This window comes from Oerskovia gallyi (genome assembly GCF_014836745.1).
GTDB lineage: Bacteria > Actinomycetota > Actinomycetes > Actinomycetales > Cellulomonadaceae > Oerskovia > Oerskovia paurometabola.
In genome coordinates, this window is the sequence record NZ_JACSQE010000009.1 from 78,671 (window position 1) to 102,581 (window position 23,911).

Annotated in this window: 17 protein-coding genes; 7 read left to right on the forward strand and 10 right to left on the reverse strand. The window is 72.6% G+C overall.

The genetic code is table 11. From position 1 onward, the window contains the following. Nucleotides 1-5 precede the first annotated feature (5 nt). From H9640_RS12265 to H9640_RS12275, 3 genes are read right to left on the reverse strand one after another with little or no spacing between them, the layout of a single operon-like run. Nucleotides 6-947 carry an ABC transporter permease gene (locus H9640_RS12265; protein ID WP_191790986.1) on the reverse strand — a complete coding sequence of 314 codons (942 nt, stop codon included), beginning with the start codon at nt 945-947 and terminating at the stop codon, nt 6-8. Next, on the reverse strand, nt 944-1,912 hold the full coding sequence (locus H9640_RS12270; RefSeq protein ID WP_191790987.1) for an ABC transporter permease: 969 nt from the start codon (nt 1,910-1,912) through the stop codon (nt 944-946). The genes H9640_RS12265 and H9640_RS12270 overlap by 4 nt, the downstream gene beginning before the upstream one ends. Nucleotides 1,913-1,922: 10 nt before the next feature. Then, on the reverse strand, nt 1,923-3,425 hold the full coding sequence (locus H9640_RS12275; protein ID WP_191790989.1) for an ABC transporter substrate-binding protein: 1,503 nt from the start codon (nt 3,423-3,425) through the stop codon (nt 1,923-1,925). A gap of 524 nt (nt 3,426-3,949) precedes the next feature. Here H9640_RS12275 and H9640_RS12280 point away from each other — a divergent pair. Further along, on the forward strand, nt 3,950-4,696 hold the full coding sequence (locus H9640_RS12280; protein ID WP_191790991.1) for a hypothetical protein: 747 nt from the start codon (nt 3,950-3,952) through the stop codon (nt 4,694-4,696). A gap of 75 nt (nt 4,697-4,771) precedes the next feature. After that, nucleotides 4,772-5,863 (forward strand): acyltransferase family protein, encoded by a 1,092-nt coding sequence (locus H9640_RS12285; RefSeq protein WP_191790992.1) that lies wholly within the window; start codon nt 4,772-4,774, stop codon nt 5,861-5,863. On the opposite strand, the gene mfd is transcribed toward H9640_RS12285, so the two are convergent. From mfd to H9640_RS12305, 4 genes are all read right to left on the reverse strand, one after another. Then, a complete protein-coding gene (mfd, locus tag H9640_RS12290; protein ID WP_191790993.1) occupies nt 5,826-9,524 on the reverse strand; it encodes a transcription-repair coupling factor in 3,699 nt (1,232 codons plus the stop codon). The two genes, H9640_RS12285 and mfd, sit on opposite strands and share 38 nt — an antisense overlap. A gap of 282 nt (nt 9,525-9,806) precedes the next feature. After that, nucleotides 9,807-10,304 carry a hypothetical protein gene (locus H9640_RS12295; RefSeq protein WP_191790995.1) on the reverse strand — a complete coding sequence of 166 codons (498 nt, stop codon included), beginning with the start codon at nt 10,302-10,304 and terminating at the stop codon, nt 9,807-9,809. A 182-nt stretch (nt 10,305-10,486) separates the two neighbouring features. Then, nucleotides 10,487-11,737, reverse strand: coding sequence for a GNAT family N-acetyltransferase (locus tag H9640_RS12300; RefSeq protein ID WP_191790997.1), 1,251 nt, complete (start codon nt 11,735-11,737; stop codon nt 10,487-10,489). Further along, a complete protein-coding gene (locus H9640_RS12305; RefSeq protein ID WP_191790999.1) occupies nt 11,734-12,897 on the reverse strand; it encodes a GNAT family N-acetyltransferase in 1,164 nt (387 codons plus the stop codon). Before H9640_RS12305 ends, H9640_RS12300 begins: the two co-directional genes overlap by 4 nt. Nucleotides 12,898-13,124: 227 nt before the next feature. Here H9640_RS12305 and H9640_RS19665 point away from each other — a divergent pair, with 227 nt between their 5' ends. Beyond that, nucleotides 13,125-13,778, forward strand: a complete 654-nt coding sequence (locus H9640_RS19665) for a phosphatase PAP2 family protein (RefSeq protein ID WP_191791000.1) — start codon at nt 13,125-13,127, stop codon at nt 13,776-13,778. A gap of 54 nt (nt 13,779-13,832) precedes the next feature. Here the strand turns inward: H9640_RS19665 and H9640_RS19670 are convergent, their stop codons facing one another. Beyond that, complete coding sequence (locus H9640_RS19670) at nt 13,833-14,648, reverse strand: CPBP family intramembrane glutamic endopeptidase (RefSeq protein ID WP_191791001.1); 816 nt, start codon at nt 14,646-14,648, stop codon at nt 13,833-13,835. 101 nt (nt 14,649-14,749) lie between these two features. After that, a complete protein-coding gene (locus H9640_RS12320) occupies nt 14,750-15,949 on the reverse strand; it encodes a glycosyltransferase family 4 protein (protein WP_191791002.1) in 1,200 nt (399 codons plus the stop codon). A gap of 84 nt (nt 15,950-16,033) precedes the next feature. Between H9640_RS12320 and H9640_RS12325 the strand changes: the two genes are divergently transcribed. Then, complete coding sequence (locus H9640_RS12325) at nt 16,034-17,137, forward strand: glycosyltransferase family 4 protein (protein WP_191791003.1); 1,104 nt, start codon at nt 16,034-16,036, stop codon at nt 17,135-17,137. A 6-nt stretch (nt 17,138-17,143) separates the two neighbouring features. On the opposite strand, the gene H9640_RS12330 is transcribed toward H9640_RS12325, so the two are convergent. Next, nucleotides 17,144-20,518, reverse strand: coding sequence for a hypothetical protein (locus H9640_RS12330; protein WP_191791004.1), 3,375 nt, complete (start codon nt 20,516-20,518; stop codon nt 17,144-17,146). Between the two features lie 106 nt (nt 20,519-20,624). Between H9640_RS12330 and H9640_RS12335 the strand changes: the two genes are divergently transcribed. The 3 genes from H9640_RS12335 to H9640_RS12345 all read left to right on the forward strand — a co-directional run bounded on the left by H9640_RS12335 (nt 20,625) and on the right by H9640_RS12345 (nt 23,898). After that, nucleotides 20,625-21,749, forward strand: coding sequence for a glycosyltransferase family 4 protein (locus tag H9640_RS12335; RefSeq protein WP_191791005.1), 1,125 nt, complete (start codon nt 20,625-20,627; stop codon nt 21,747-21,749). A 119-nt stretch (nt 21,750-21,868) separates the two neighbouring features. Next, nucleotides 21,869-23,077 carry an ABC transporter ATP-binding protein gene (locus tag H9640_RS12340; protein WP_191791006.1) on the forward strand — a complete coding sequence of 403 codons (1,209 nt, stop codon included), beginning with the start codon at nt 21,869-21,871 and terminating at the stop codon, nt 23,075-23,077. Nucleotides 23,078-23,079: 2 nt separating this feature from the next. Beyond that, complete coding sequence (locus tag H9640_RS12345; RefSeq protein WP_191791007.1) at nt 23,080-23,898, forward strand: ABC transporter permease; 819 nt, start codon at nt 23,080-23,082, stop codon at nt 23,896-23,898. The last annotated feature ends 13 nt before the right edge of the window (nt 23,899-23,911 follow it).

The following is a 23,911-nucleotide window of genomic DNA, read 5'->3' on the forward strand; positions in this document are numbered from 1 at the left end:
CGCGGTCATCGGTCGCCTCGCAGGCTCGGGTCGGTCCGTTCGCGGATGCCGTCACCCAGGAGGTTCAGGCCGAGCACGGTCCACGCGATGAGCAGCCCGGGCAGGATCGCGCCGAGCGGCTGGACCGCGACGGACTTCTGGGCGGCGCTGAGCAGCCGCCCCCAGGACAGGGCGGTCGGCGAGCCGAGCCCCAGGTAGGACAGCGACGCCTCGGCGAGGATCGCGCCGCCCGCGAGCAGCATGAGCTGGACCAGCAGGGTGGGGGCCACGTTGGGCAGGACGTGGCGCAGGATCGTCCCCCACCATCCGGTGCCCGACGCCGTCGCGGCCGTCACGTAGTCCTCGCGCAGCACGCGCGCGGCGTTGACCCGCGTGACGCGCGCGATCACCGCGGCCCCCGAGATGCCGATCGCGACGACGGCCGAGGTCAGCGACGCACCGCGGACCGTCACGATGAGCATGGCCAGCAGCAGCGTCGGGAAGGCGATCATCAGGTCGATGACGTTGAGGAGCGCGACGTCGGCCCACCGGGTGGTCGCCGCAGCGACCACGCCGATCGCGATGCCCAGCACGCCCGCGATGACGACCGACGCGATCGCCACGGTCATCGCGACCGTGGCCCCGCCCATGAGCTGGCTCAGCAGGTCGCGTCCGAGGCGGTCGGTGCCCGCCCAGAACTGGGCGCTCGGTCCCTCGAGCCGCCCGCCCGTGCCGGCCGCGCCCACCCCCACGTCGTACGGCGTCCAGAAGACCGCGACGACACCGACCACGGCGACCAACCCGACCATGACCAGACCCGCGACGAACGACGGGCTGACGCTCCGCCGTCGGGCACGCTTGGCACCACCGTCCCCGGGCGACGGCACGAGCACGCCCTCCTCCCGCGCCGGGGCCAGGCGCCCGGATCCTTCGACGACGGGGATCTCCCCGCCCAGGTCGATGCTCATCGTGCGCCTCCGAGGGCAGAACCGGCACGCAGCCGGGGGTCGATGCCGCGCTGGGCGAGGTCGACCAGGAAGTTCGTGACGAGGACCAGGGCCGTCAGGCCCAGGACGAGGGCCTGCACGACAGGCAGGTCGCGCCCAGCGACCGACGACACCAGGAGCGTGCCGAGGCCGGGCAGCGCGAAGACGTTCTCCACGACCACGGCCCCCAGGAGCGAGGTCGCGAGCTCGATGCCGAGGATCGCGACGACCGGGACCGCGCCGTTGCGCAGACCGTGGCGCGCCAGGGCGTGCCACCGGCCGTAGCCGAGCGATCGGGCGGTGCGGACGTAGTCCTGGTCCAGGACGTCGAGCGTCGCCGACCGCACGTAGCGCACCATGACGGACGACATGGCGATCGCCACGGTCGCCACCGGCAGGACCAGCGACCGCACGGCCGCCGCGGGGTCCTCCCAGCCCTGGCGCGGGAACCCGCCGGGCGGCAGGACCCCCGCCTCGAGCGCGAAGACCCACACCAGGATCACGCCGACCCAGAAGACCGGCACCGCGACGCCGAGCTGGGACACGGCCGAGACCGCGACCCCCACGACGCCGCGGCGCTTGACCGCCGCGACCACCCCGAGCGGCACCGACACGACCACCGAGACCGCGAAGGCCGCGAGGCTCAGCGGCAGCGTGATCGGGAGCTTGCTCGCGATCAGCTCCCCCACGGGCAGGCGCGAGACGAACGACGTCCCGGCGCTGCCCGAGAACAGTCCCGCGACCCACTGCCCGTACTGCGTCCACAGGGGCTGGTCGGTGCCGAGGTCGGCACGCAGCTGGTCGAGCTGGTCGCTCGTGGTGCCCACGCCGAGCGACGTGCCCGCGCTGTCCCCCGGCAGGAACCGGAGGACGGCGAAGACCACGACGCTCGCGAGGACCAACGACAGCAGCAGCGTGCCGACGCGCGTCAGGAGGTAGCGGGACATGGGTGCTCGGTCAGCCTTCCCGCACGATGTCGGCGACGTAGAAGCTCTCCGTCACCTGGTTCACCGGGAAGCCCGTGATCTCGGCGCGCGCGACCCGGATCTGCGGGTCGAGGTACAGCCAGGCGCTCGCCGCCTCCTGCCCGATGGTCTCGTTGACCTTCGTCAGCAGGGCCGTCTGCTCGTCGGCCGTGGCCGCCTGGTCGGCGTCCGCGACCCACTGCTGGACGTCCTTGTTGTCGTAGCCCCAGTAGAAGTCGGGGTTCGCGTACCAGACGACGTCGCGCGGGTTCACGTGCCCCATGAGCGTGGTCTGGAAGTCGTGGTCCGTGTAGACCTTCTGGTACCAGGTCGCGTCGTCGACCGGGTTGAGCGTGAGCGTGACGCCCACGGCCTTCAGGTCCGCCTGGAGGAGCTGGGCGATGGTCTCGGACGGGTCGCCCGCGACGTAGTCGACCGCGATGCTCAGGTCGCTCACGCCGGCCTGCGCGAGCAGGTCCTTCGCGGCCTGCGGGTCGTACGCGTGCACGTCGGCCTGGTCGACGAACCACGGATCGGTCGGCGGGACCATCGAGCCGATGACCTGGCCGCGCCCGTCCCACACGGCGTCGAGGATCTTCTCGCGGTCGATCGCCTTGTAGAGCGCCTGGCGCACACGGACGTCGTCGAACGGCGCGACACGGTCGTTGAACGCCCAGATCTGCTTGGTCGTCGAGGTGCCCTCGGTGATGGTGAACTCGTCGTTCCCCTCGAACTGCAGGAGCTGGTCCGGGGAGTCCTCCGCGATGACCAGGTCGAGGTCGCCGGTCAGGAGCGCGTTGTTGAGCGCGGTCGTGTCCTGGAAGAAGCGGAACGTGACGCCCGAGTTCTTGGCGGGCTCGCCCCAGTAGGCGTCGTTGCGCTCGATCGTGAGGTGGTCGCCCTGCGTCCACTCGACGAAGCGGTACGGGCCCGTGCCGTTGTCGCTCGTCAGCTCGGTGTCGCCGTCCCGCACGATCGTGACCGACGCGAGGTAGAACGGCAGCGACTGGCTGCGGCGCGACAGTTCGAGCTGGACCGTGGCGTCGTCGGGGGCCGTGATCGCGGAGATGACCGACAGGTCGTTCTTGCGCGCGCTCTTGGACTCGGGCGCGATGGTCTGCGAGATGCTCCACACGACGTCCTGCGCGCTCAGCGCGGACCCGTCGTGGAACGTGACGCCCGGCTGCAGGTGGAACGTGTAGACGAGGCCGTCCTCGGACACGTCCCAGTCCTTCGCGAGCGTCGGGACCACCTCGCCGTCGACGTCGACCGAGGTCAGGCCCTCGAAGACGTTGCGCGTCATGGTCTGCGAGACGCCCGAGCTGCCGCCGACGTTGCGGACCAGTCCGGTGGGCTCGTTGGTCGAGCCGATGACGATCTCGGCGTCAGCGCCTGCCGCGGCGCTGCTGCTCGCGCTGCCGGACCCGCCCGAGCCGCACGCGGCGAGCAGGAGGGTCGTCGCCAGGACCGCGGCGGCTGCCTTGAGGGTTCTCATGGGGGTTCTTCCGTTCCAGGAGGTGCAGCGGGGCTGCACGGGGACCACCCCGCTCCCGCGACCTGGGTCACGGGACGAGGTGGTGAGGGGTTCGTGGAGCGCGGTCGTCCGACGCGTGGCGGGGGCCGGGGCGGCGGAGACCGGGAGGGGCTCGGGCGTCACGAGCACGGCCGACGGTGCGGGGCGCTGCGATCACGGGGCACGACGACGCGTGCGACGGGAGAGCCGGAGGATCAGACCTGTGCGTCAGGGGCGGTCACGTCGGGGAGCACCCGCGACGGACGCCGCCTGTCAGCGGCTGTTCAGAGACAGCGACAACAGCGGGCGGCGCTCGTCGAGCCGTGCCGTCCGGTGCTGGGGGTGCGCGTGGAAGCGCTCAGGTCGAGAAACATGATGCGACAACTATCTCACCGACCAGGCGGTATGGATGCGCACGACCGGTGTGGCGGTCGTCACGTCCCCGGTCCCGCTGCTAGGGTCGCCGAGCCGAGCGTGAGCTCGCCTGGGTCGTCGATGGAGCACTCATGCTGCGTGTCACCGTGCCTGTCCGGGTCCTCGTCCGCCGCCTCGCGCTGGCGATCGCGATCCTGGCCGTCCTGCACCTCCTGGCCAACTTCCTCGAGAAGGGCGCCGACCTGCACGGCGGCGTGATCGAGCCGCTCGTCCACTACTTCAGCATGGACGAGGAGGTCAACGTCCCCACCTGGTTCACCGTGGTCCTGCTGGCCTCGACGGGACTCGTCACGGGGGACCTGCTGCACGTCGAGCCCGTCCCGGCGCGACGGTGGGCCTGGGGGCTCATCGCGTTCGTGCTCCTGTACCTGTCGATCGACGAGATGACGAGCTTCCACGAGCACCTGGGCACCTCGCTCGAGGAGCACTTCCGGAGCATCGCGGACCTGCCGTTCAACGGCTGGATCGCGTTCTACGGCCCGCTGGCGCTCGTCGTGGCCGCGATCGTCGTCCCGCTCCTGTGGGGACTGCCGAGCAGGTTCCTGCGCCCCATGGCGCTCGCCGGGGTCCTCTACGTGGCCGGTGCCGTCGGCTTCGAGGCGATCGCGGGGCTGCTGGAGGACCAAGGCTTCGACCGGGCGACGTTCGTCGGGCAGCTCGCGGTGCTCGGCGAGGAGAGCCTCGAGATGGTCGCGGTGCTCGTGTTCCTCGTGGCCGTGGTGCGCTACCGCGACGCCCTCGACGGGGGCCTCGCCGCCGTCGAGGGGCGCTCGTCCTCGGCGGGGGCGCCCGACGGCGGGACCACACTTCATCCTTGACCCTCTCCCGCCTAGGCGCCCACGATGCAAGAGCGGCCTCTCGACGGGGCCGCGCACCAGCGGCAGGGGACCTCGATGACGACTCCGGCGGAGACGAGCAGCGCCCCGCGCCAGCTCCCCTCCCTCACGGCGATCCGCGCGGTCGCCGCCGCGGCGGTCCTGGTGTTCCACCTGGACTACTGGCAGGTGCTCGACATCCCCGGGGCGTACTACGGCAGCACCGGGGTCGCGCTGTTCTTCGTGCTCTCGGGCTTCATCCTCACGTGGACCGCCAACCCCGCGCTCCCCCGCAGCGGCTTCTACCTGCGCCGCGTCGCGCGGATCTACCCCGACCACCTCGTGACGCTGGTCGCGGCCCTCGTCATCGCCCTGGTCCTGGGCAGCCCGCCCGTGACCGGGCGCATCATCGGCGCCAACGTCCTGCTGCTCCAGGCCTGGTCCCTGGACCCCACGGTCGTGTACGGGCTCAACGGCGTCGCGTGGTCGCTGTCGTGCGAGCTCGCGTTCTACCTCGCCTTCCCGTTCCTCCTGCCGCTGCTGCGGCGCTGGTCGCCACGGACCCGGCTCGTGGTGACCCTCGTGGCGCTCGCGATCCCGCTCGTCGCGACGGTCGCGGCCCCCACGACGTACCAGGTGCTCTACCACTTCCCCCTCGCCCGGTTCCCCGAGTTCGTGCTGGGCGTCGTCGCGGGGCTCGCGTTCGTCGAGGGCCACCGGTCACGGGTCCCGTGGGCCGGGGTGCTCGGGATCCTCGCCGCGGTGCTCGTCGCGGCCGAGCTCACGCACGCGACCGAGGCCGTGGCCCGGGTCGCACTCGTCCTGCCGTTCGCGCTGTTCCTCATGCTCTGCGCCGAGCGCGACCTGCGGGGCCGGCGGTCGGTGCTGACGCACCGCGTCCTGATCGTCGCGGGCTCGGCGTCGTACGCGTTCTACCTGGTGCACGAGCTCGTGATCCGTCGGGTGCTCGACACCCCCCTGACGGGGGTGCTCGCCGCGGTCGTCATCACGGTCGCCGCCGCGGTGCTGGCCTACGCGCTCTACCGGTTCGTCGAGGAGCCCGCCCGCCACCTGATCGTGAACCGCTGGGGACGGCGGCGCACCCCGGCCCCGGCGGCCGCACCGGAGACGGCTACCGCTTCGCCGTCCCCACCGACGCCGCCGCGCTGACGTCGCCGGTGATGACCGCGTCGATGAGCTGGCGCGCCCAGGCGAGCACCTCCATGCCCCGCAGCGGACGGCCTCCGATGCGCGCCGTCGTCGGGAAGGGGACGAGGAACGCGCGGATCGCGGGCTTGAGCATGGTGCCCGGGTAGAGGCGCTTGAGGCGCAGCTCGGCGGACTCCGGGAGGTCGACGGGCGCGAAGCGCACGAACTTGCCCTGCGCCGTGACGTCCGCGAGCCCGACGCGGCGCGCGTGGTTGCGGAAGTCGGCCACGGCGAACAGGGCCTCGACGACCTCCGGGAGCGCGCCGTAGCGGTCGACGAGCTCGGCCCGCACCTCGGCGAGCGCGGGCTCGTCCTGGGCCGCCGCGATCTTGCGGTACGCCTCGAGGCGCAGGCGCTCGTGCGCGATGTAGTCGTGCGGGATGTGCGCGTCCACGGGCAGCTCGATCGAGACCTCGGGGGCTTCTTCCTCGACCTCGCCCTTGAACGACGCCACGGCCTCCCCGACCATGCGCACGTACAGGTCGAACCCGACGCCCGCGATGTGCCCCGACTGCTCGCCGCCCAGCAGGTTGCCCGCGCCGCGGATCTCGAGGTCCTTCATGGCGATCTGCATGCCCGCGCCGAGGTCCGTGTTGGCGGCCATGGTCGCGAGGCGGTCGTGCGCGGTGTCGGTCAGCGGGCGCTCGGGCGGGTACAGGAAGTACGCGTACGCGCGCTCGCGCCCACGGCCCACACGACCGCGGAGCTGGTGGAGCTGGGACAGGCCCAGCATGTCGGCGCGCTCCAGGATGAGGGTGTTGGCGTTGGAGATGTCGAGGCCGGTCTCGATGATCGTGGTGCAGACCAGGACGTCGAGCTCCTTCTCCCAGAACGCCGTGATCGTCTGGTCGAGCTGGGCCTCGCCCATCTTGCCGTGCGCGACGCCGATGCGGGCCTCGGGGACGAGCTCGCGCAGGCGCTGGGCCGTGCGGTCGATCGTCTCGACCTTGTTGTGCACGTAGAACACCTGGCCCTCGCGCAGCAGCTCGCGGCGGATCGACGCAGAGATCTGCTTCTCCTCGTACGCGCCCACGTACGTGAGCACGGGGTGGCGCTCCTCGGGCGGGGTCGCGAGCGTCGACATCTCACGGATGCCCGTGACGGCCATCTCGAGCGTGCGCGGGATGGGGGTCGCGCTCATCGCGAGCACGTCGACGTTGGTCCGGAGCTGCTTGAGCGTCTCCTTGTGCTCGACGCCGAACCGCTGCTCCTCGTCGATGATGACCAGGCCCAGGTCCTTGAACTTGATGGACCCCGAGATGATGCGGTGCGTGCCGATCACGACGTCGACCGACCCGTCCTTGAGCCCCTCGACCGTCTCCTTGGACTCGGCCTCGGTCTGGAAGCGCGAGAGCGCCTTGACCGTCACGGGGAACGCCGAGTAGCGCTCGGCGAACGTCTGGAAGTGCTGCTGGACCAGGAGCGTCGTGGGCACGAGGACCGCGACCTGCTTGCCGTCCTGCACGGCCTTGAACGCCGCGCGGACCGCGATCTCGGTCTTGCCGTACCCGACGTCGCCACACACGAGCCGGTCCATGGGGACCGGCTTCTCCATGTCGGCCTTGACCTCGTCGATCGTGACGAGCTGGTCGGGCGTCTCGACGTACGCGAACGCGTCCTCGAGCTCGCGCTGCCACGGGGTGTCGGGGCCGAACGCGTGCCCCTGCGTCGCCATGCGGGCGCTGTAGAGGCGGATGAGCTCGCCCGCGATCTCCTTGACGTGCTTGCGCGCCTGGCTCTTGGTCTTGGCCCAGTCCGAGCCGCCCATCTTGTTCAGGCTGGGCGACTCGCCGCCCGTGTACTTGGTGACCTGGTCGAGCTGGTCGGAGGGCACGAACAGGCGGTCGCCCGGCTGGCCGCGCTTGCTGCTCGCGTACTCGATGACGAGGTACTCGCGCGTCGCGGCGTTGCCGCCCGTGCCGAGCGTGCGCTGCACGAGCTCGACGAACTTCCCCACGCCGTGCTGCTCGTGCACCACGTAGTCGCCCGCGCGCAGTGCGAGGGGGTCGACGACGTTGCGCCGCCGCGAGGGCATCTTGCGCATGTCGCGCGTGCTCGACCCCTGGCGCCCCGTGAGGTCCGACTCGCTGAACACCGCGAGCTTCAGGTCGGGCGCGACGAAGCCCGGCCCCACGGGCGCGGGCGTCACGAGCACGACGCCGCCCTCGGGCTCGGTGTCGATCGACGCGACCAGGCGCGCTGCGGTGTCGACCGCGGACAGCTGCTCGGTCATGCGGCGTGCGGGGCCGTGACCCTCGGTCGTCAGGACCAGGCGCCAGCCCGCGTGCTGGAGAGAGCGCAGGTCGTCGAGCGCCCGCTCGACGTCGCCGCGGTAGGACTCGACGTTGCGCGCGGGCACGGTGAAGGTGGTCACGCCGTCCGTGCCCATGCCCGACGTCGGGCCCTCGCCTCCCGGGAGCGCCTCGCCCGGGTGCGCCTCGCCGTCGGGGGTGGCGCCCTCGTCGAGGCCGAAGGGGCTGAGCGTCCACCACCCGAGGCCGCGACGCTCGGCGACGTCGTGGACGTCGGCGAACGTCTCGAACGACGCGGCCGAGAGGTTGATCGGGGTCGAGCCGCCCGCGGCGGCACCCGTCCAGGCGGCGGCGAGGAACTCCTCGGTCGTCGCGACGAGGTCGTGCGCGCGTCGGCGCACGCGCTCGGGGTCGTTGATGATCAGCAGGGCGTCGTCGGGGACGAGGTCCAGGACAGGCAGCATGCGGTCCACGAGGACCGGGGCGAGGGACTCCATGCCCTCGACGGCGATGCCGGCCGCGAGCTTGTCGAGCATGTCGGTCGCGCCGGGGAGCGTCTCGATGAGCTCGGCTGCCCGGGCGCGCACCGCGTCCGTCAGGAGGATCTCGCGGCACGGCGGCGCCCACACGCCGTGGTCCGCGATCTCCAGGCTGCGCTGGTCCGCGACCGCGAACCAGCGGATCTCGGTGACCTCGTCGCCCCAGAACTCGACGCGCAGGGGGTGGTCCTCGGTGGGCGGGAAGACGTCGAGGATGCCGCCGCGCACCGCGAACTCGCCGCGCCGCTCGACCATGTCCACGCGCTGGTAGGCGGCCGCGCTCAGGCGCTCGGCGACGTCCGTGAGGTCGGCCGTCTCGCCCGTGCTGAGCTCGACGGGCTCCAGGTCGCCGAGGCCCTCGACGACCGGCTGCAGCAGGGCGCGCACCGGCATGACCAGCACGCGCACCGGGCCGGACTGGCTGATCTCGCTGGTCGGGTGCGCGAGGCGCCGGAACACCGCGAGCCGCTTGGCGACGGTGTCGCTGCGCGGTGACAGGCGCTCGTGCGGCAGCGTCTCCCACGCGGGCAGGACCGCGACCAGGTCGCCCAGCTCGTCGGGCAGGTAGGCGCGCACGCTCGCGGCGAGCTCGTCGGCCTCGCGTCCCGTCGCGGTCACGACGACGAGGGGGCGGGAGCCCTGGGCGGGGGCGCCCTTCTCTGCCCCGGTGGTCTCCCCGGTCGCGGTCGCCCCCGCCATCGCGGCGAGCAACGGCGGGCGCACGCCCACCGGTCCGACGACGTCGACCGCGCCCCGCAGGCGCACGTGCTCGACGACCGCACGCGCGGTCGGGTCGGCCAGGAGGGCGGGCAGGATTCCGGTGAGGTTCATGAGTTCCTTCGAGCAGAGTCACCGACGGCGTGGGCGTCCACGGGCGCAGGCCCGGGCAGGGGTGGACGTCGTTCGACGCGACCCGCAGCGAGGCGCGGGCGCGCCGGAACAGCACGAGCGGCCCGGACCGAGGTGAAGACGGTCCGGGCTGAGGGTGCGAGCACCAGGTTACGCCGAGGGGGTGACAGGGGGCGCGGTGGTTCGTGAGATGGCGGGTGGGATCAGAACTGCGCGCGGCCGCGACGTGCGAGGCCCCCGCGTGCGTTGTCGAGGCGCACAGTGCTAGAGCCTAGAAATCTGCTCCCGGGCAATGTCGAGCAGCCCCGGCGCGGCCATCTCGCACCACCGATCCACGTAGTCCAGGTCAGGCAATGGAAAGAAGGCATCACGGTTCGTCAGTCGCCACTCTAGATACCTGGAATCATCTAGATACGGATCCTCTGAACGGTTCGCCAGCGGCAGCACAACCCGAGCCGCACTCTCCCGCAGCAGCTCGCGGTCAGGCGCGGAGAGAACATCGAGCAGCATCGTCGTCTTGTAGACGGTCGTCGCGATGTTGTACATCTCCCATCCCACCGGCCCGTAGCCCCCCTCCGCACCGACGCAGGCCATCTTTCTCATTTCGCCACCATCGATCAACGAGAACATCCGACCAACGGTCTCAAATCGCAGCCACACGGCGGCACCCTTGCCCTGGTCGTTCGACCTCACCCACCCCGAAGGCGCGCCGCTCAACCTCTTCATCCCCAGCGCCTTGAACTGACCGTCGAGTCGACGCATCACCGCAGTTCTCGCCGCCGCGCGACTGAGTAGTTGTGACGCCATCAATACCTCGCCAACACCCTCTGCATGCCATCTCCGCTCTGAGGAACCGCTACCAGCAGTGGTTCATCCTGCGTGATCCCGTTGCAGTTCGGCGCGAGTTGGCTGCAACACGACGATGAGCCGCCACGCTTCGTTGCCTAACCCCGCCGCTCCCGCACCCACCTACGGACCCGCCCCGCCGCCACGATCGCCGACAGCAGCACCCGCGACGGCCAGCTCCCCACGGCGCACGTGACCGAGACGAGGTCCACGCGGTCCGGGTAGAGCAGCGTCTCGTCGGGGTACCGGCGCGGGTCGATGCAGCTGTCGACCAGAACCGTCCCGGGCACCTCGGCCAGCAGGCGCATCCCGAGCAGCCGTCCCCACGCCCCGGGTGAGTGCGCCGACCAGGCCGGGTCGTAGGCGTCGGAGATCGAGAAGACCACACCGTCGCGCCGGACGCGCACCGCGAGGTACACGGGCGCCCCGGCCGGACCGACCCGCAGCACGTGCGCCTCACCGCGCTCGCGGTACGCCTCGACCAGGCCCGTGAACCACGCCGCGGCGCCGGGCACCACGCGCCGGGCCTCCCCTCCCTTGGCCCGGTCGCCCTTCCAGCCTGCGGCCTCCAGGTCGAGGAACTGCTCGACGACGTCCGGCTCGTCCGTCGCGTCGACGATCCGCAGCTCGTGCCCGAGCTCCTCGACGAGGTGTCGCCGCCCGCGCCGGAGGTTCTTGCGCCGCGAGGTGGACAGGTGCGGACCGAGCACGTCGCCCGCCTCCTGGCCCGCCCCTGACCCCGGCCCCGGCCCCCGCACCGGCCCCTGCCCCTGCCCCGGCCCCGGCCCCGGCCCCGGCCCCGGCACGAGCGCACCGCGCGAGATCCGGTCCCACTCGCGCACCGGCATCCCGGCACGGGCGAAGGCCTCCAGCAGCAACGTCGTCGTCTCCCCCGACGCCCTCAGCAACGGCAGGTCGACCGCCTGGCCGAGCGCTCGCCGTCGGGCATGGAGGGCCTCGACCAGCGACGCGACCGCGAGCCGCGGGCGGGCCGCGTCCACGAGGGGCGCGCGCAGCGCCGCGAACCGCTCGACGAACGGCCCGTCGAGGCTCGCGTGCCGCGCGGGCCACAACCGGTTCCGGCCCACCGTCTCGAACGGGAGGAACGCGAGCCAGCCCGACCCGTCGGCCACGACGAGCGCCATGACCGCACGCCCGCCCCCCAGCCCGCGCGCGGCCGCGCCCAGGACGGCGGGCTCGAAGTACGGGTTGGGCTCGAGCGAAGAGTCCGCGAGGCGCTGCCAGGCCGCGAGGTCGTCGGCGCCCAGGTCGGCGACGCGCACGATCCGGCTCGCGACGTCGGCCCCCGTCGCCCGGGCCTTGCCCGGGGCACCCGCAAAGGTCGTCACCGGAAGCGCCGCACCACGCGCGCGGCGGCGCGCATGACCCGCATGGTCAGGCGCGCGACGACGCCCCCCGTGACGACGGTCGACGAGACCATCGTGAGCCGGTCGGGGAACAGGTCCGTCGCGTCCTTGTACAGCGAGGGGTTCATCGAGCTGTCGAACACCTCGACGTCCGAGTTCTCGTCGAGCCACGACAACGCCATCATGCGCCCGATCGCGCCCGGTCCGTACCGGGCCCACTCCTCGCTGTACACGTCGAAGTAGCCGAACGCCGTGGACCCCGTGCACACGATCACCGCCATGTGCAGCAGGACCCCTCCGGCGACGAGAGCGAACACGTGCGCCCGCCCGGTCTCGGCGAAGCCCGCGAGCATCTGCGTGAACCACTCCTGCCCACCCCGGCGGCTCCGGAACCCCATGCCGCCGCGCGACGCGTCGCCCTTCCACCCCTGCTGCTCGAAGTCGAGGAACGCCTTCGCGATCTCGGGGTCGTCCCCCCGGTCCTCCAGGACCAGCGTCTCGCCCACCGCGCGCTCGAGGCGCCGGCGGCCGCGCGCGAGCGACTTGCCGCGAGGCATACGCTCGGCCCAGCTCCCGGACTCCCCCTCGTCGAACCGGACCGCTCCGCGGGGGTCGCCACCCCACGTGTGCACGGGGACGCCTCGCTCCCGGCACACCTCTTCGAGCCGCCGGCCGACCCGCCCGTCCTGCACCAGCAGGTGCAGGTCGATCGCCTGCCCGAGCTCGCGGCGTCGCTCGTGGAACGCGTCCACCAGCGCCTCGACGGCCTCGTCGACGCGCGCTCCGTCGACCAGCGGCGTGCCCAGCGGGCAGTACAGCGCCAGGAAGTCCGACCCGGTCGAGGCGTGCCGCCACGGCCAGTGCTTGTCGCCCGGGACCATCTCGAACGGGAGCGCGGCCCACCAGCCGCCTGGCTGGGCCCCACTGAGGTCCCCGACACCCGGGCCCGCGGCCCCGCCCGGGACCTCGTCGACGACCAGGAGCCGCAGCCCGGACCCACCGCTGAGCTCGCGCACCGCGGGCACCAGCATCTCGGGCTCGAAGTACGGGTTGGGCTCGGCGGCGCGGGCTGCGAGCGCCCGCCACGCCTCGATCTCCTGATCCGTCAGGTCGATGATGCTCAGCACACGACTACGTGCCATGAAGGACCCTCTGTCGTCCGGCGATCGCTTTCCCTGGACCTCGCGAGATCGGTGCCCGGGGCATCTGCAGTACGACGGTAGACACCGAACGACGCCGGGGCCACAGTGGGAGCACTGATTTCACCCGACCGGATTCCCCACCGCGCGCCGTCGTCGTCCGACAGTGATCGCAGCTGCCCGCAGGCGCCTCCCAGGGGTCGCCCGACGCACTCCCAGGAAGGCTGCCCGTGACCACGGACGAGCTGCACGACGTCGGCACCCGCCGCGGGCGGTCGGCACGCGTCCCGCTCCTGCTCGCCGGGGCGATCCTGCTGGGCGCGGTGTTCGCCGCGACGTACGTCGTGACCGTCCGCACGCTCACGGGGCAGCAGCTCGACAACGGCGCGTTCGTCTCGTGGCAGCAGCTCAACCCGTTCCTCGGGTCGTTCGCGCAGGTCCTGCGACCGGCCCTGCCCGTGGCGCTCGGGGTCGTGTGCGCGGTCCTCGGGGTGCTCGCGCTGCGGGCCCGCCGGTGGCGGGGCGTCGCGCGCGCCGTGGCCGTCGTGGTCGTCACGGTCCCGCTCGCCCGCTGGCTCCGCGACGGGGCGCTCGACCGGCCGGACCTCGCCGACCTCGCCTACCCCCAGAACACCCTGCCCTCGGGGCACGTCGCGGTGACGGCCGCGCTGTGCGTCGCGGTCCTGTTCCTGTGGCCGCGCCGCTCGGGAGCGCTCGTGGCGTGGGCCGTGGTCGTGAGCCTCGTGGCGTGCGTCGCGTCGCTGCTCGAGCACGCGCACCGCCCGAGCGACGTCGTCGCCTCCCTCGCGCTCGTGGGGGCGCTCACGTGCCTGGTGCTCGCGCTCACGCAGCGCCGGACGCTGCCGGTGGCCTCGTCGGGCTGACGAGGTCGGTTCGCGGCCGTGCCGTGCTCTCGCCGGGCCGCCCCTGAGTGATCCTCAGGGCGCGACGCGCCATCGACGACTCGCCCGAGACCTGTGGGAGAGCGTCACCGACGCGAGGGCAAGGATCACCACCGCCGCGTTGGCAGCGAGGGTGCCCGTCCAGGTCGTCGGCGGGATGCCGAGAGTGAAGCTGGCGGCGTTGAACACCGTGTGGCTGAGGATGCACAGGAACACCCCGTTCGTACCCGACACCCTGAAGATCGCGCCGTAGAGGAAGCGGAACGCCATGATCTGGACCGCGAACATCCAGAAGTCGATCAGACCAGACTCGTGGTTCGTGCCAGGAATGAAGAAGAGCGGCACGTGCCAGAGGAGCCAGACGACCCCGACCACCAGCGAGGACGTGACGAATCCCCACCGCCGATCGAGCCCGGGCTGCAGCGCGGTCATCCAGCCGGCCTCCTCCATGCCGCCGATGACGAGATTGCCCGGCAACGACAGGAAGAACATGAACCACGGAACTGCGTGCACGGAGGGACCGGAGACCAGCAGGTGGAGCGAGAAGTACACCGCGAGCGCGAAGAAGGCGAACAGATACCCCGCGGGGCGGCCCCGGGCTGCGAACACGACCCTCAGCCACTCCCAGAGACCCGAGACCTTGCGGTTCGCTCGCAGGACGACGTAGGAGGCGATCGCGGGCGAGAGGATGTAGATCGCGAACGGCACGTTCGCCAGGAGCTCGGGAACCGTGGTGACGACGTTGTTCACCTCGTAGCCGAAGCGGGCCGCCACGATCAGCCCACCGGAGAGCCCATAGGCGATCAGAAAAGTGAGCGCCATGAACTGCCGAGCGATCCGTGCGTCCGTCACCCCGCAACGATATGGCCGGAGCCGAAGCGGGTCGTCGCCCGCGAGGTAGAACCTCCTGCGTCGAGGTAGTGCCCGCTGAGTTCTACCTCGCGCAGGGGGTTCTACCTCGGCGCGCGCGCTCGCCGGGCGGACCGGGATCTCAGGACGCGCGCGTAGACGTCGTCGTACCGGTCCACGACGGCCTCCCACGTGTAGCGCTCGACCTCGCGGCGGCCCGCGGCCCCGAGCGCGGCCGCGAGGTCCGGCGCGTCGAGCAGCGACCCGATCGCGCCCGCGAGCGCCGCGGCGTCCCGGGGGTCGACGAGCAGGCCGTCGACGCCGTCGGTGAGGAGCGTGCGGGGCCCTCCGAGCACGGTGCCCACCACGGGGCGCCCGGCCCGCCAGGCTTCGAGCACGACGATCGACGCGGCCTCCTTGCGGCTCGGCACGACCACGACCGTGGCCGCCGCGAGCGCCTCGGCGACGGCGTCCGGCCCCAGCATCCCGGGGAAGGACACGCGGTCCTCGACCCCGAGCGTCCGCGCCCGACGCCGCAGCTCCGCGAGCTCCGACCCGTCGCCCACGATCGTGAGCCGGGCCCGGTCCTTGAGGTCCGACGCCGCGAAGGCTTCGAGCAGCAGGTCGAAGCCCTTGACGTGCTCGACGCGGCCGACGGCGAGCAGCACGGGTTCGGTCGCGTCGGCGGCGGCCACAGGGTCGGCAGCCGCCCCGGCGGCCACAGGGTCGGCGGCGCCCGCACCCAGCTCGACCCCGTTCGGCACGACGACGGCGCCCTCGTACCCGAAGCGCTCGGCCAGGTCCTCGGTGACGATCGTCGAGCAGCCCGTCACGGCGTCCGCACGCGCGAGGGCTGCGCCGAACCAGGTGCGCATCCACCAGGACGTGCCGAGCGCGTCGTGGTCGTCCGCGAACGTCTCGCCGTGCGAGCTGACGACGAGCGGCGTGCGGGTGACGCGCCCCAGGGCCGTGGCGTAGACGCCGTTGGGGCCGAAGCACTGCACGTGCAGGACGTCGGGGCGCAGCGAGCGGTACGCGCGGGACCATCGCCAAGCGGCGGCGGGCCAGCGGACCGCGAAGGACAGGACGCCGCGCGCGCCGCGCGAGGGCTGGGGCGTCGGCAGGTAGCGGACCGTGACGCCGTCGAGCACGCGGGTCCCGAGGTGCTCGCCCTGGTCGACGGCCCACACCTCGACCGTCTCGCCGCGTGCGGCGAGCACGCGCGCGACGTGCTGGACGTGGGTCTCGACGCCGCCCGTGCGGGGCGCGTAGGAGCTGGTGACGAGCGCGGTGCGGGGACTCATTTCGCCCCCTGGAGACCGTGGTCGGGGCGCGGCGCGCCGCTAGAGTGGGGCACTTCCCGTGCCGCGAGAGAACGGACTCCCCGCATGCCGCAGCTGGTGATCGCGACCGTCGCGGTTGAGGTGCCCATGGGCGCGCAAGTTTATCAGGAGGAGGTCGCCACCCGGGCGGCCCGAGCCCTCTCGGCACCCCCCGCGGGCACGGTTTCACCCACCGCGTCGCAGGCTCCCGCACGGGCCGAGGACTGGACCGTGAAGCGCACCGTCGCCCGCTCGCTGCGCTCGCCCCTGCCGGGCACGCTCCGCCTCCCGCTCTCCCGCCTCGGCACGGCCTCGCCCGCGCTCCGCAGGGCCGCGGGCCGGGTCGTGTATCCGCGCGGCGCCGTCGTGCACCGCGTCGGGCTCGAGCTGCCCCCGCACCCCACGCGCGACGTCGTCACCATCCAGGACGTGGTGTCCTGGCGGTTCGACGACGAGTCCCGCCCGGTGCGCGCAGCCGCCGAGGAGGCCCGGCGCGCGGCGGCCGTCGTCACGGTCTCCGAGTTCAGCGCGGACGAGATTGCCGAGCTGCTCGGCGTCGAGCGCCCGCACGTCGCCTACAACGGGGTCGACGAGCGCTACTTCCGCACGCCGCCCCTCGACGCCGCGGCGCTCGACGCGCTGGGCATCACCGGCCCGTACGTGCTGCACGCGGGCGGCGCCTCGCGGCGCAAGAACCTCGAGAGCCTCGCCGCGGCGTGGCCGCTGATCCACAGCGCGCGCCCGGACCTGACGCTCGTCATGAGCGGTCCGCGCAACGCCCGGCGCGACGCGCTGTTCGGCGCGCTCGCCGGCACGCGCCTCGTGGGCCGCCTGCCCGACGACGTCATGCCGGGTCTGGTCGCGGGCGCCGCCGTCGTCGTGGTCCCCTCGCACTACGAGGGCTTCGGCCTGCCCGCGCTCGAGGGCATGGCCGCGGGGGTGCCCGTGGTCGCGGCACGCACGAGCTCGCTGCCCGAGGTCGTGGGCGACGGCGGGCTGCTCGTGGACCCGACGCCCGACGAGATCGCCCAGGCGACCCTGTTCGCGCTCTCCGACGACCCGGAGGTCGCGGCCATGGTCGAGCGCGGCCGGGCCCGCTCGGCCAACTTCACGTGGGAGCGCAGCGCGGCGCAGCACGCGGCCGTGTGGCGGGCCGTGGCCGCGCGCTGACGCGGGTCAGGTCCCGGGGCCCCAGGCCTGGAGCGCGCTCACGGTCGCGACGTACGCGCTCTCGGTGCTGAGCGGCAGGAAGGACGGGTGCAGCCCGCCCACGACGCCCGAGTAGTTCGCCGCGAGCACGGGAACTCCTCGCTCGGTCGTCATGGGCACCGAGACACGCACCGCGGTGACCTCGACCGGGTCGATATCGAACACGGCGACCCGGTCGGAGAACTGGTCCTTCTGCTGGACCACGTCCTGCCAGGTGCCGTCGGGGAGCTGGACCGAGACGGTGTAGTCCCGCAGGCCCATGCTGCAGCACCGGATCCCGGCCGTCGCGACGCCGATCCGGTCGATCGTCTGCGGCCCGTCGGTCGTCACGGTCACCGACGGGTCCTCGTCGACGACGTCGTCCGCGAGGCGACCTGACCGCCACGGGTCGCGCACGTCGAACGTCCCGGACGTCACGACCTGGGCGTCGGCCTCCTCGTGGGTCGAGGTGGCCGTGACGGGCCGCCCGGCCAGGAGGTCCGGGCCGAAGGGCCGAGTGGCCTCGACCGCGAGCGCCTGGCCCGGCGCACCCACGAGGAAGACGGGCGCTCCCGTGACCGGGAGGTCGGCACCGTCCGGGCCGACCTCGAGGCTCGTCTCGGCCCCGTACTGGTCGACCACCCGCAGCGTGCCCGGGCCGCCGTCGGCCGTGACGCGCAGCGTGGTCGTCAGGTCGTCGCCCCAGACCGCGAGCAGCTGCTCGCCCGCCGGCCCCTCGGCCGAGGCCGCGAACGTGCCGGGCGCGCCCGTCTCGACGAAAGTGGGCGCCCCGTAGGGGGCGAGCAGGGCCGACGTCGCGGCGAACGCCGCCCCGGACGGCTTGACGTAGCTGCCGTACTGGACGAGCGACCACGAGTTGCCCGACTCCCCGAATCCCCCCTCGGAGAAGAAGTACGTCCACTCGTCGATCCCCTCGGACCCGTACCAGAGGAGCTTGCGCGCGACGTCCGAGCCGCCCGCCCAGAAGTTCGCGACGCCGTCGGACCACCAGCCGGACTCGGTGTCCCAGACGGGCAGGTCCCCGCACGGGGCGAGGGCCTCGCGCAGCGCGTCCAGGTCGTCGCCCGGCTGCGAGAACCCCTGCTCCTCCCACGAGCGGTTGAGGCCCGTGTAGGGGTGGATCCCGACGACGTCCATCGAGGCGCACCCGCCGGCCTCGACGAGCGCGGCCCACCACTCGGGCACGATGCCCAGGGTGTTCCCGCCGACGATCCGGACGCCCGGGAACGCGGCGCGCGCCCCGGCCGCGAACGGCGCACCGATCTGCTCCTCGTACTGTGCGCCGTCGTCGAAGCCCGTGTTGTTGGGCTCGTTCCACGGCTGCCAGGCCACGATCCCCGGCGCCTCCTGAGCGATCGCCGCGACGATCTCGCGCGACCAGCCCTCCCAGGTGCCAGCGTCGACCGCGGCCCGCTCGGCCTCGCCGCCCGACCCGAGCTGCAGCGTCAGCGTGACCCCGCTGGCGTCCGAGAGCGCCGCAGCAGTCTGGAGCTCGGCGAACGGGTCGGCCTCGGCCCCTTCCTCGGGCTCGGGCACGCCGGCGCTCGGGAGCGAGTCCCAGACGAGCCCGTCGGCGCTCGGGGTGCCGGTCGGGTCGGGCACGATCGCCCCGAAGTCGAGCTGCCAGCGGAAGCTGCCCACGCCGAGCTGGTCGGCGAGCTGCACCCCGCGCAGGACGGAGGCCCCGCCCCAGTCGGCGCCGTCGGCCAGCCCGGCGAGGTCGAGCGGGGCACCCGGGGCCCCGACCGTGTAGCGCAGGCACGTCCCCGAGACCGGGTCGCCGCTCTCCCGGTCGACCAGCGCCGCGTCGACCTCGTAGACCCCGGGCCGTGCGGCGGGCAGCGTCACGGGCACGTCCCCGCCGTCGGCAGGGAGGTCGACGACCTGCTCGTCACCCACGACCGGGTCGAACACCCGCGGGTCGCCCCGCACCTGGAAGCGCAGCTCGTACCGGTCGGCCCAGCGCCCCCACGAGTCGTCGAGGCTCAGGCGGACCGCGGGCTCCTCGCCCGGCGGGAAGTAGTTGTAGACCTCGTCCGTGACGAGCCCGGCCCCCGCGCCCATGACGGAGAGGAACCCGTCGTTGATCGCGTTGTACTTCACGGGCGCGCCGAGCTGGTAGGCCATGCGGTCGGCCGTGACGGCGGTGAGCGCGACGGCCCCCTCGCTCGTCGTCAGCGCGTAGTACGTGCCGTCGTCGAGCACGAGGGGCGACCCGTCGAGGAGCGTGAAGTCCGCGTCGAGGTCGGCGCGCGCGTCGGGCCAGACGCCGCGGCGGACGCCGTCCGCGCCCACGTGCTCGAACCCGAGACCGTCCTCGATCACCACGAGCCCGTCGCCGTCGGGGGCCGGCGCGACGCCGACCACGGAGTCGAACCAGTGCTGCGACGGCTTGGCGAACGCCCACTTGCCGTTCGCGGTCGCGCCGAGGTGCAGCTCCTCGGCCCCGTCCTGGTCGAGGACCGTCAGGTCGTCGGTGGCCCCCGCGTCCGACGTCCCCGACGACTCGAGCACCAGCCCGCCGTCCGGGAGCTGCCCCAGCACCTGGCCCGGGAAGTCGTCCCGCGTGCCGACGATCTTCCCGTCGGTCCCCACGAGGTGCAGGGTGCGCTCGGTCTCGTGCACCCCGATCACGGGCCGCCCGTCGAGGTCGTCCCACATCGCCATGCCGTACAGGTCGAGGACCCCGCCCTCGGTCTGGTCGCCCTCGGGCAGGTGCGTCGTCCAGGACCGGGTGCCGTCGGGCTCGAAGCGGACCAGGTCGCGGCGCTGCATGAGCGTGTCGAGGAAGTAGATCCCGCCGTCGGCGTCGACCTCGAACTGCTCGGGGCTGAACGCCTCGTTGCCCTCGTCGAGCTGCAGCTCGAAGTCCGTCGTGCCCTTCGCCTCGCCCGTCGCCACGTCGTAGCGGGTCACGCGGTAGGCGCTCGACCGGTCCCACTCCAGGACGTACGCGAGCCCGTCCCGGACCCGCATCGAGAGGACGGTGCCGTCCGTCAGGGTCGCGACGTCGTCGACGACGTCCCGGCGACCGCCCAGGTCCGCCGGGTCGACGCCGTCGTGCGTGATCTTGTCGACCACCGGGAACCCGCACACCGGGGCCGCCCCGGGCTCGCTCACGCTGACGACCGAGGGCATGGGCGCCCCGGACGCCCCGGGGTCGGCGGCCGCTCCGTCACCGACCGCGCGGACGACGAGCACCGCCGCCGTGGCGACCACGACCGTCCCCGCGACGCCGACCACCCAGGCCCGGCGTCGTCGGTACCAGGGCGTGGGGCGCTCGCTCGGCGCTGGCGGGTCGGTCACGTCGGTGCTCCCGTCGGGCCCGGAAGGGTGGGCCAAGGGTCGATCGTACGTCCGCGACCCCCGTCGGGCGGGGCGACCGCCCGCGGATTTCACCCTCACGGCGGGGCCGTGCGGGCAGGGGGCCATCCCCTACGCTGACCGCATGGACACGGACCCGCCCGCCGCCGCCCGTGCCCGGGGCTCGGTCCTCTGGCTCAGCAACGAGACCCCCGACCGCGACGGTCAGGGCGGCCAACGACGCCAGTACTTCCAGATCCGTGCCCTGGTCCGCGCGGGCTGGTCGGTGCACGTCATGACGCTCGCCGGAGACCAGGACGACACGACCCTGCGGGAGATCGCGACCGTCGAGCGCTTCGCGCCGTTCCTCCACAAGCGCCTCCCCCACCCGACCCGCTACTTCCTCGCGCGCCGTCGCGCGCGCTCGGGTCGGTACGACCACGTGATCGTGGCCCACCTCGAGTCCTGGGCGCTGCTGCGCGGAGCAGGGCGCAGGCTCGGCGTCCCCGTCCTGGTCGACGTCCACAACGTCATGAGCCCCTGGCTGTCCCGGTACGGCAGGACGCGTGAGGCCGCCACGTTCCGCCAGATCGAGGACCGCGTCCTGCGCGACGCGTCGGCCGTCTCCGTGTGCTCCCCCGCCGAGCTCGACCGCCTGCCGGACGGCGGGACCGCGCGGCGGATCGTCGCCCCGCACGGGATCGACGCGACCGAGTGGCCGCCGCCCCCTGCCGCCGCGCCGCCGCCCGTGGTCGGCATGTTCGGCAACTGGTCCTGGACCCCGAACACCGCCGGGATCGCATGGTTCGCCAAGGACGTGTGGCCTCGGGTGCGCGAGGCCGTGCCCGACGCCGAGTGGCACGTCGCGGGGAACGGCACCCCCGCGCGGTTCGCCGAGATCGAGGGCTTCCGCGCGCTCGGACGCGTCCCCGCGCTGTCCGACCTCACGGCGGTCTCGCGCGTGGTCGGGGTCCCCGTGCGCGCGGGGGTCGGCGCCCCCGTCAAGTTCGGCGAGGCCCTCGCGACCGGGCGCCCCGTGATCGCCACGACCGACGGTGCGAGCGCGCACCCGGGCTCCCCCGCGCGCGTCACGAACGACACCGACGAGTGGGTCGCCTGGCTCGTCGAGCGGCTGGGGCCAGACCGGGCGCTCGCCGACGACGAGGGACGACGGACCTACCGCTGGGCGATGGACGAGCTGCCGTGGGAACGCACGACCGCACCGATCGTCGCGTGGCTGTCGGAGAATTCCACCCGCTCCAGGCCCTGATACGGCGCGCGCCCGCTGATAGTGTGCCCGTGTCGCAGACGGCCCGGTTCTCACCGGTCGAGACGCCTCCGACCACCACTCGATCCGCATCGCGCGGACACCATGCCGAAGGGGACACCGTGGCGGATCCCGCTGTTGCCGTGAAGGGCCTGGGCAAGTCCTACCGCATCGCGAAGAGCGGCTTCCGGCCGACGACCGCTGCCGAGGCAGTGATCAACCGGGTCAAGCACCCGCTGCACAAGCCCGAGTTCGAGGACTTCGAGGCGCTCAAGGACGTCGACTTCGAGGTCCCGTGGGGCGAGGCGCTGGGCATCATCGGGCGCAACGGTGCGGGCAAGAGCACGCTCCTCAAGCTCCTGACCCGGATCACCGCACCGTCGGCGGGTCGCATCGAGCTGGGCGGCCGCGTGGGCAGCCTGCTCGAGGTCGGCACCGGCTTCCACCCCGAGCTCACGGGTCGGGAGAACGTCTACCTCAACGGCACGCTCCTGGGCATGCGGCGCAAGGAGATCCAGCGTCGCTTCGACGAGATCGTGGACTTCTCGGGCGTCGAGAAGTTCCTCGAGACCCCGGTCAAGCGCTACTCGTCGGGCATGTACGTGCGCCTCGCGTTCGCCGTGGCGGCGCACCTCGAGACCGAGATCCTCGCGATCGACGAGGTCCTCGCGGTCGGCGACGCCGAGTTCCAGGCCAAGTCGCTCGCCAAGATGCGCGACGTCGCGCGCGACGGTCGCACGGTGCTGTACGTGAGCCACCAGGCGCAGACCGTCTCCGCGTTGTGCACCCGGGCGATCTACCTCGACCAGGGCAAGCTCACCTACGCGGGCAACGTCGAGGACGCGCTCGCGGAGTACCGCAACAGCTTCACGAGCTTCCACGTCGCCCAGCAGGACGCGTCCCGGCGCGCCGGCACCGGCGAGCTCCGCTTCACCGAGGCGACGATCGCCGAGGAGACCATGGAGCCCACCGAGGACAAGGTCATCGAGTTCGCGGTGAACGCCAACCCGGACCTGGTCGGCAGCTACTTCGTCTCGTGCCACGTCAACGACATGAACGGGAACATCGTCGTCCAGTGCGACTCCCGCCTCGTCGGACTGTGGCTCGACCCGACCGTCCCCCAGCGCGGCGCGCTGACCATCAAGGACCTGTGGCTCAAGCCGGGCAAGTACACGTACGACCTGTACGTCTGCAAGACCGGCATCCTCGACGCCTGGGAGGGCGCGGGAGCCTTCGAGATCCTGCCCAACCCGCCGTACCCCGAGGTCACGTCCGACGAGGCGCTGACCCACGGCATGGTCCTGGCCGACTTCCAGTACGAGAGGTGGTGACGATGAGCAAGACCGTGATCACCCCGCCCGGGCGGTGGGACCTGCCGTCGGTCAAGGAGCTGTGGGAGGCCCGCGAGGTCCTGATCAGCTTCGGTCGGCGCGACGTCCTGCTGCGCTACCGGCAGACCGTGATCGGTGTCGCCTGGGTCATCCTGCAGCCGCTCGCCGCAGCCGGGATCTTCGCGATCGTGTTCGGTCAGGTCGCGGACCTGCCGAGCAACGGCGTCCCGTACTTCATCTTCGCCTTCGCGGGCCAGCTCGCGTGGAACGTGTTCAGCGGCGTCGCGAGCCGCTCGTCGTCGTCGCTCGTGGCGAACCAGTCGCTCGTGTCGAAGGTCTTCTTCCCGCGCATGCTCGTGCCGCTCTCGACGATCCTCGCGGTCCTCGTCGACTACGCCGTCGCGTTCGGGCTGTTCGTGATCCTGCTGTTCGCCTACGGGATCAACCCCGGGTGGCCCATCCTGCTCCTGCCGTTCTGGACGCTGCTGGCCGTGCTGCTGGGCGCTGCGATCGGGGTCGCGAGCTCGGCCGTCATGGTCAAGTACCGCGACGTCGGGTACGCCCTGCCCTGGGTCGTCCAGATCCTCATGTACGCGACCCCCGTCGCCTACTCGTTGGAGGCCGTCCCGGCGAACCTGCTGTGGATCTTCAACATCAACCCGCTCACGTGGCTGCTCGAGGGCTTCCGCTGGTCGCTGCTCGGGCAGGCGGCCCCCGAGGCGTGGCAGGTCGTCGCCCTGGTCGTGGTGTCGGGGCTCGCCTTCACGGGTGGCGCGCTGATCTTCCAGAAGCTCGAGCGTGGCTTCGCCGACGTGATCTGACCCGGTCAGGAGG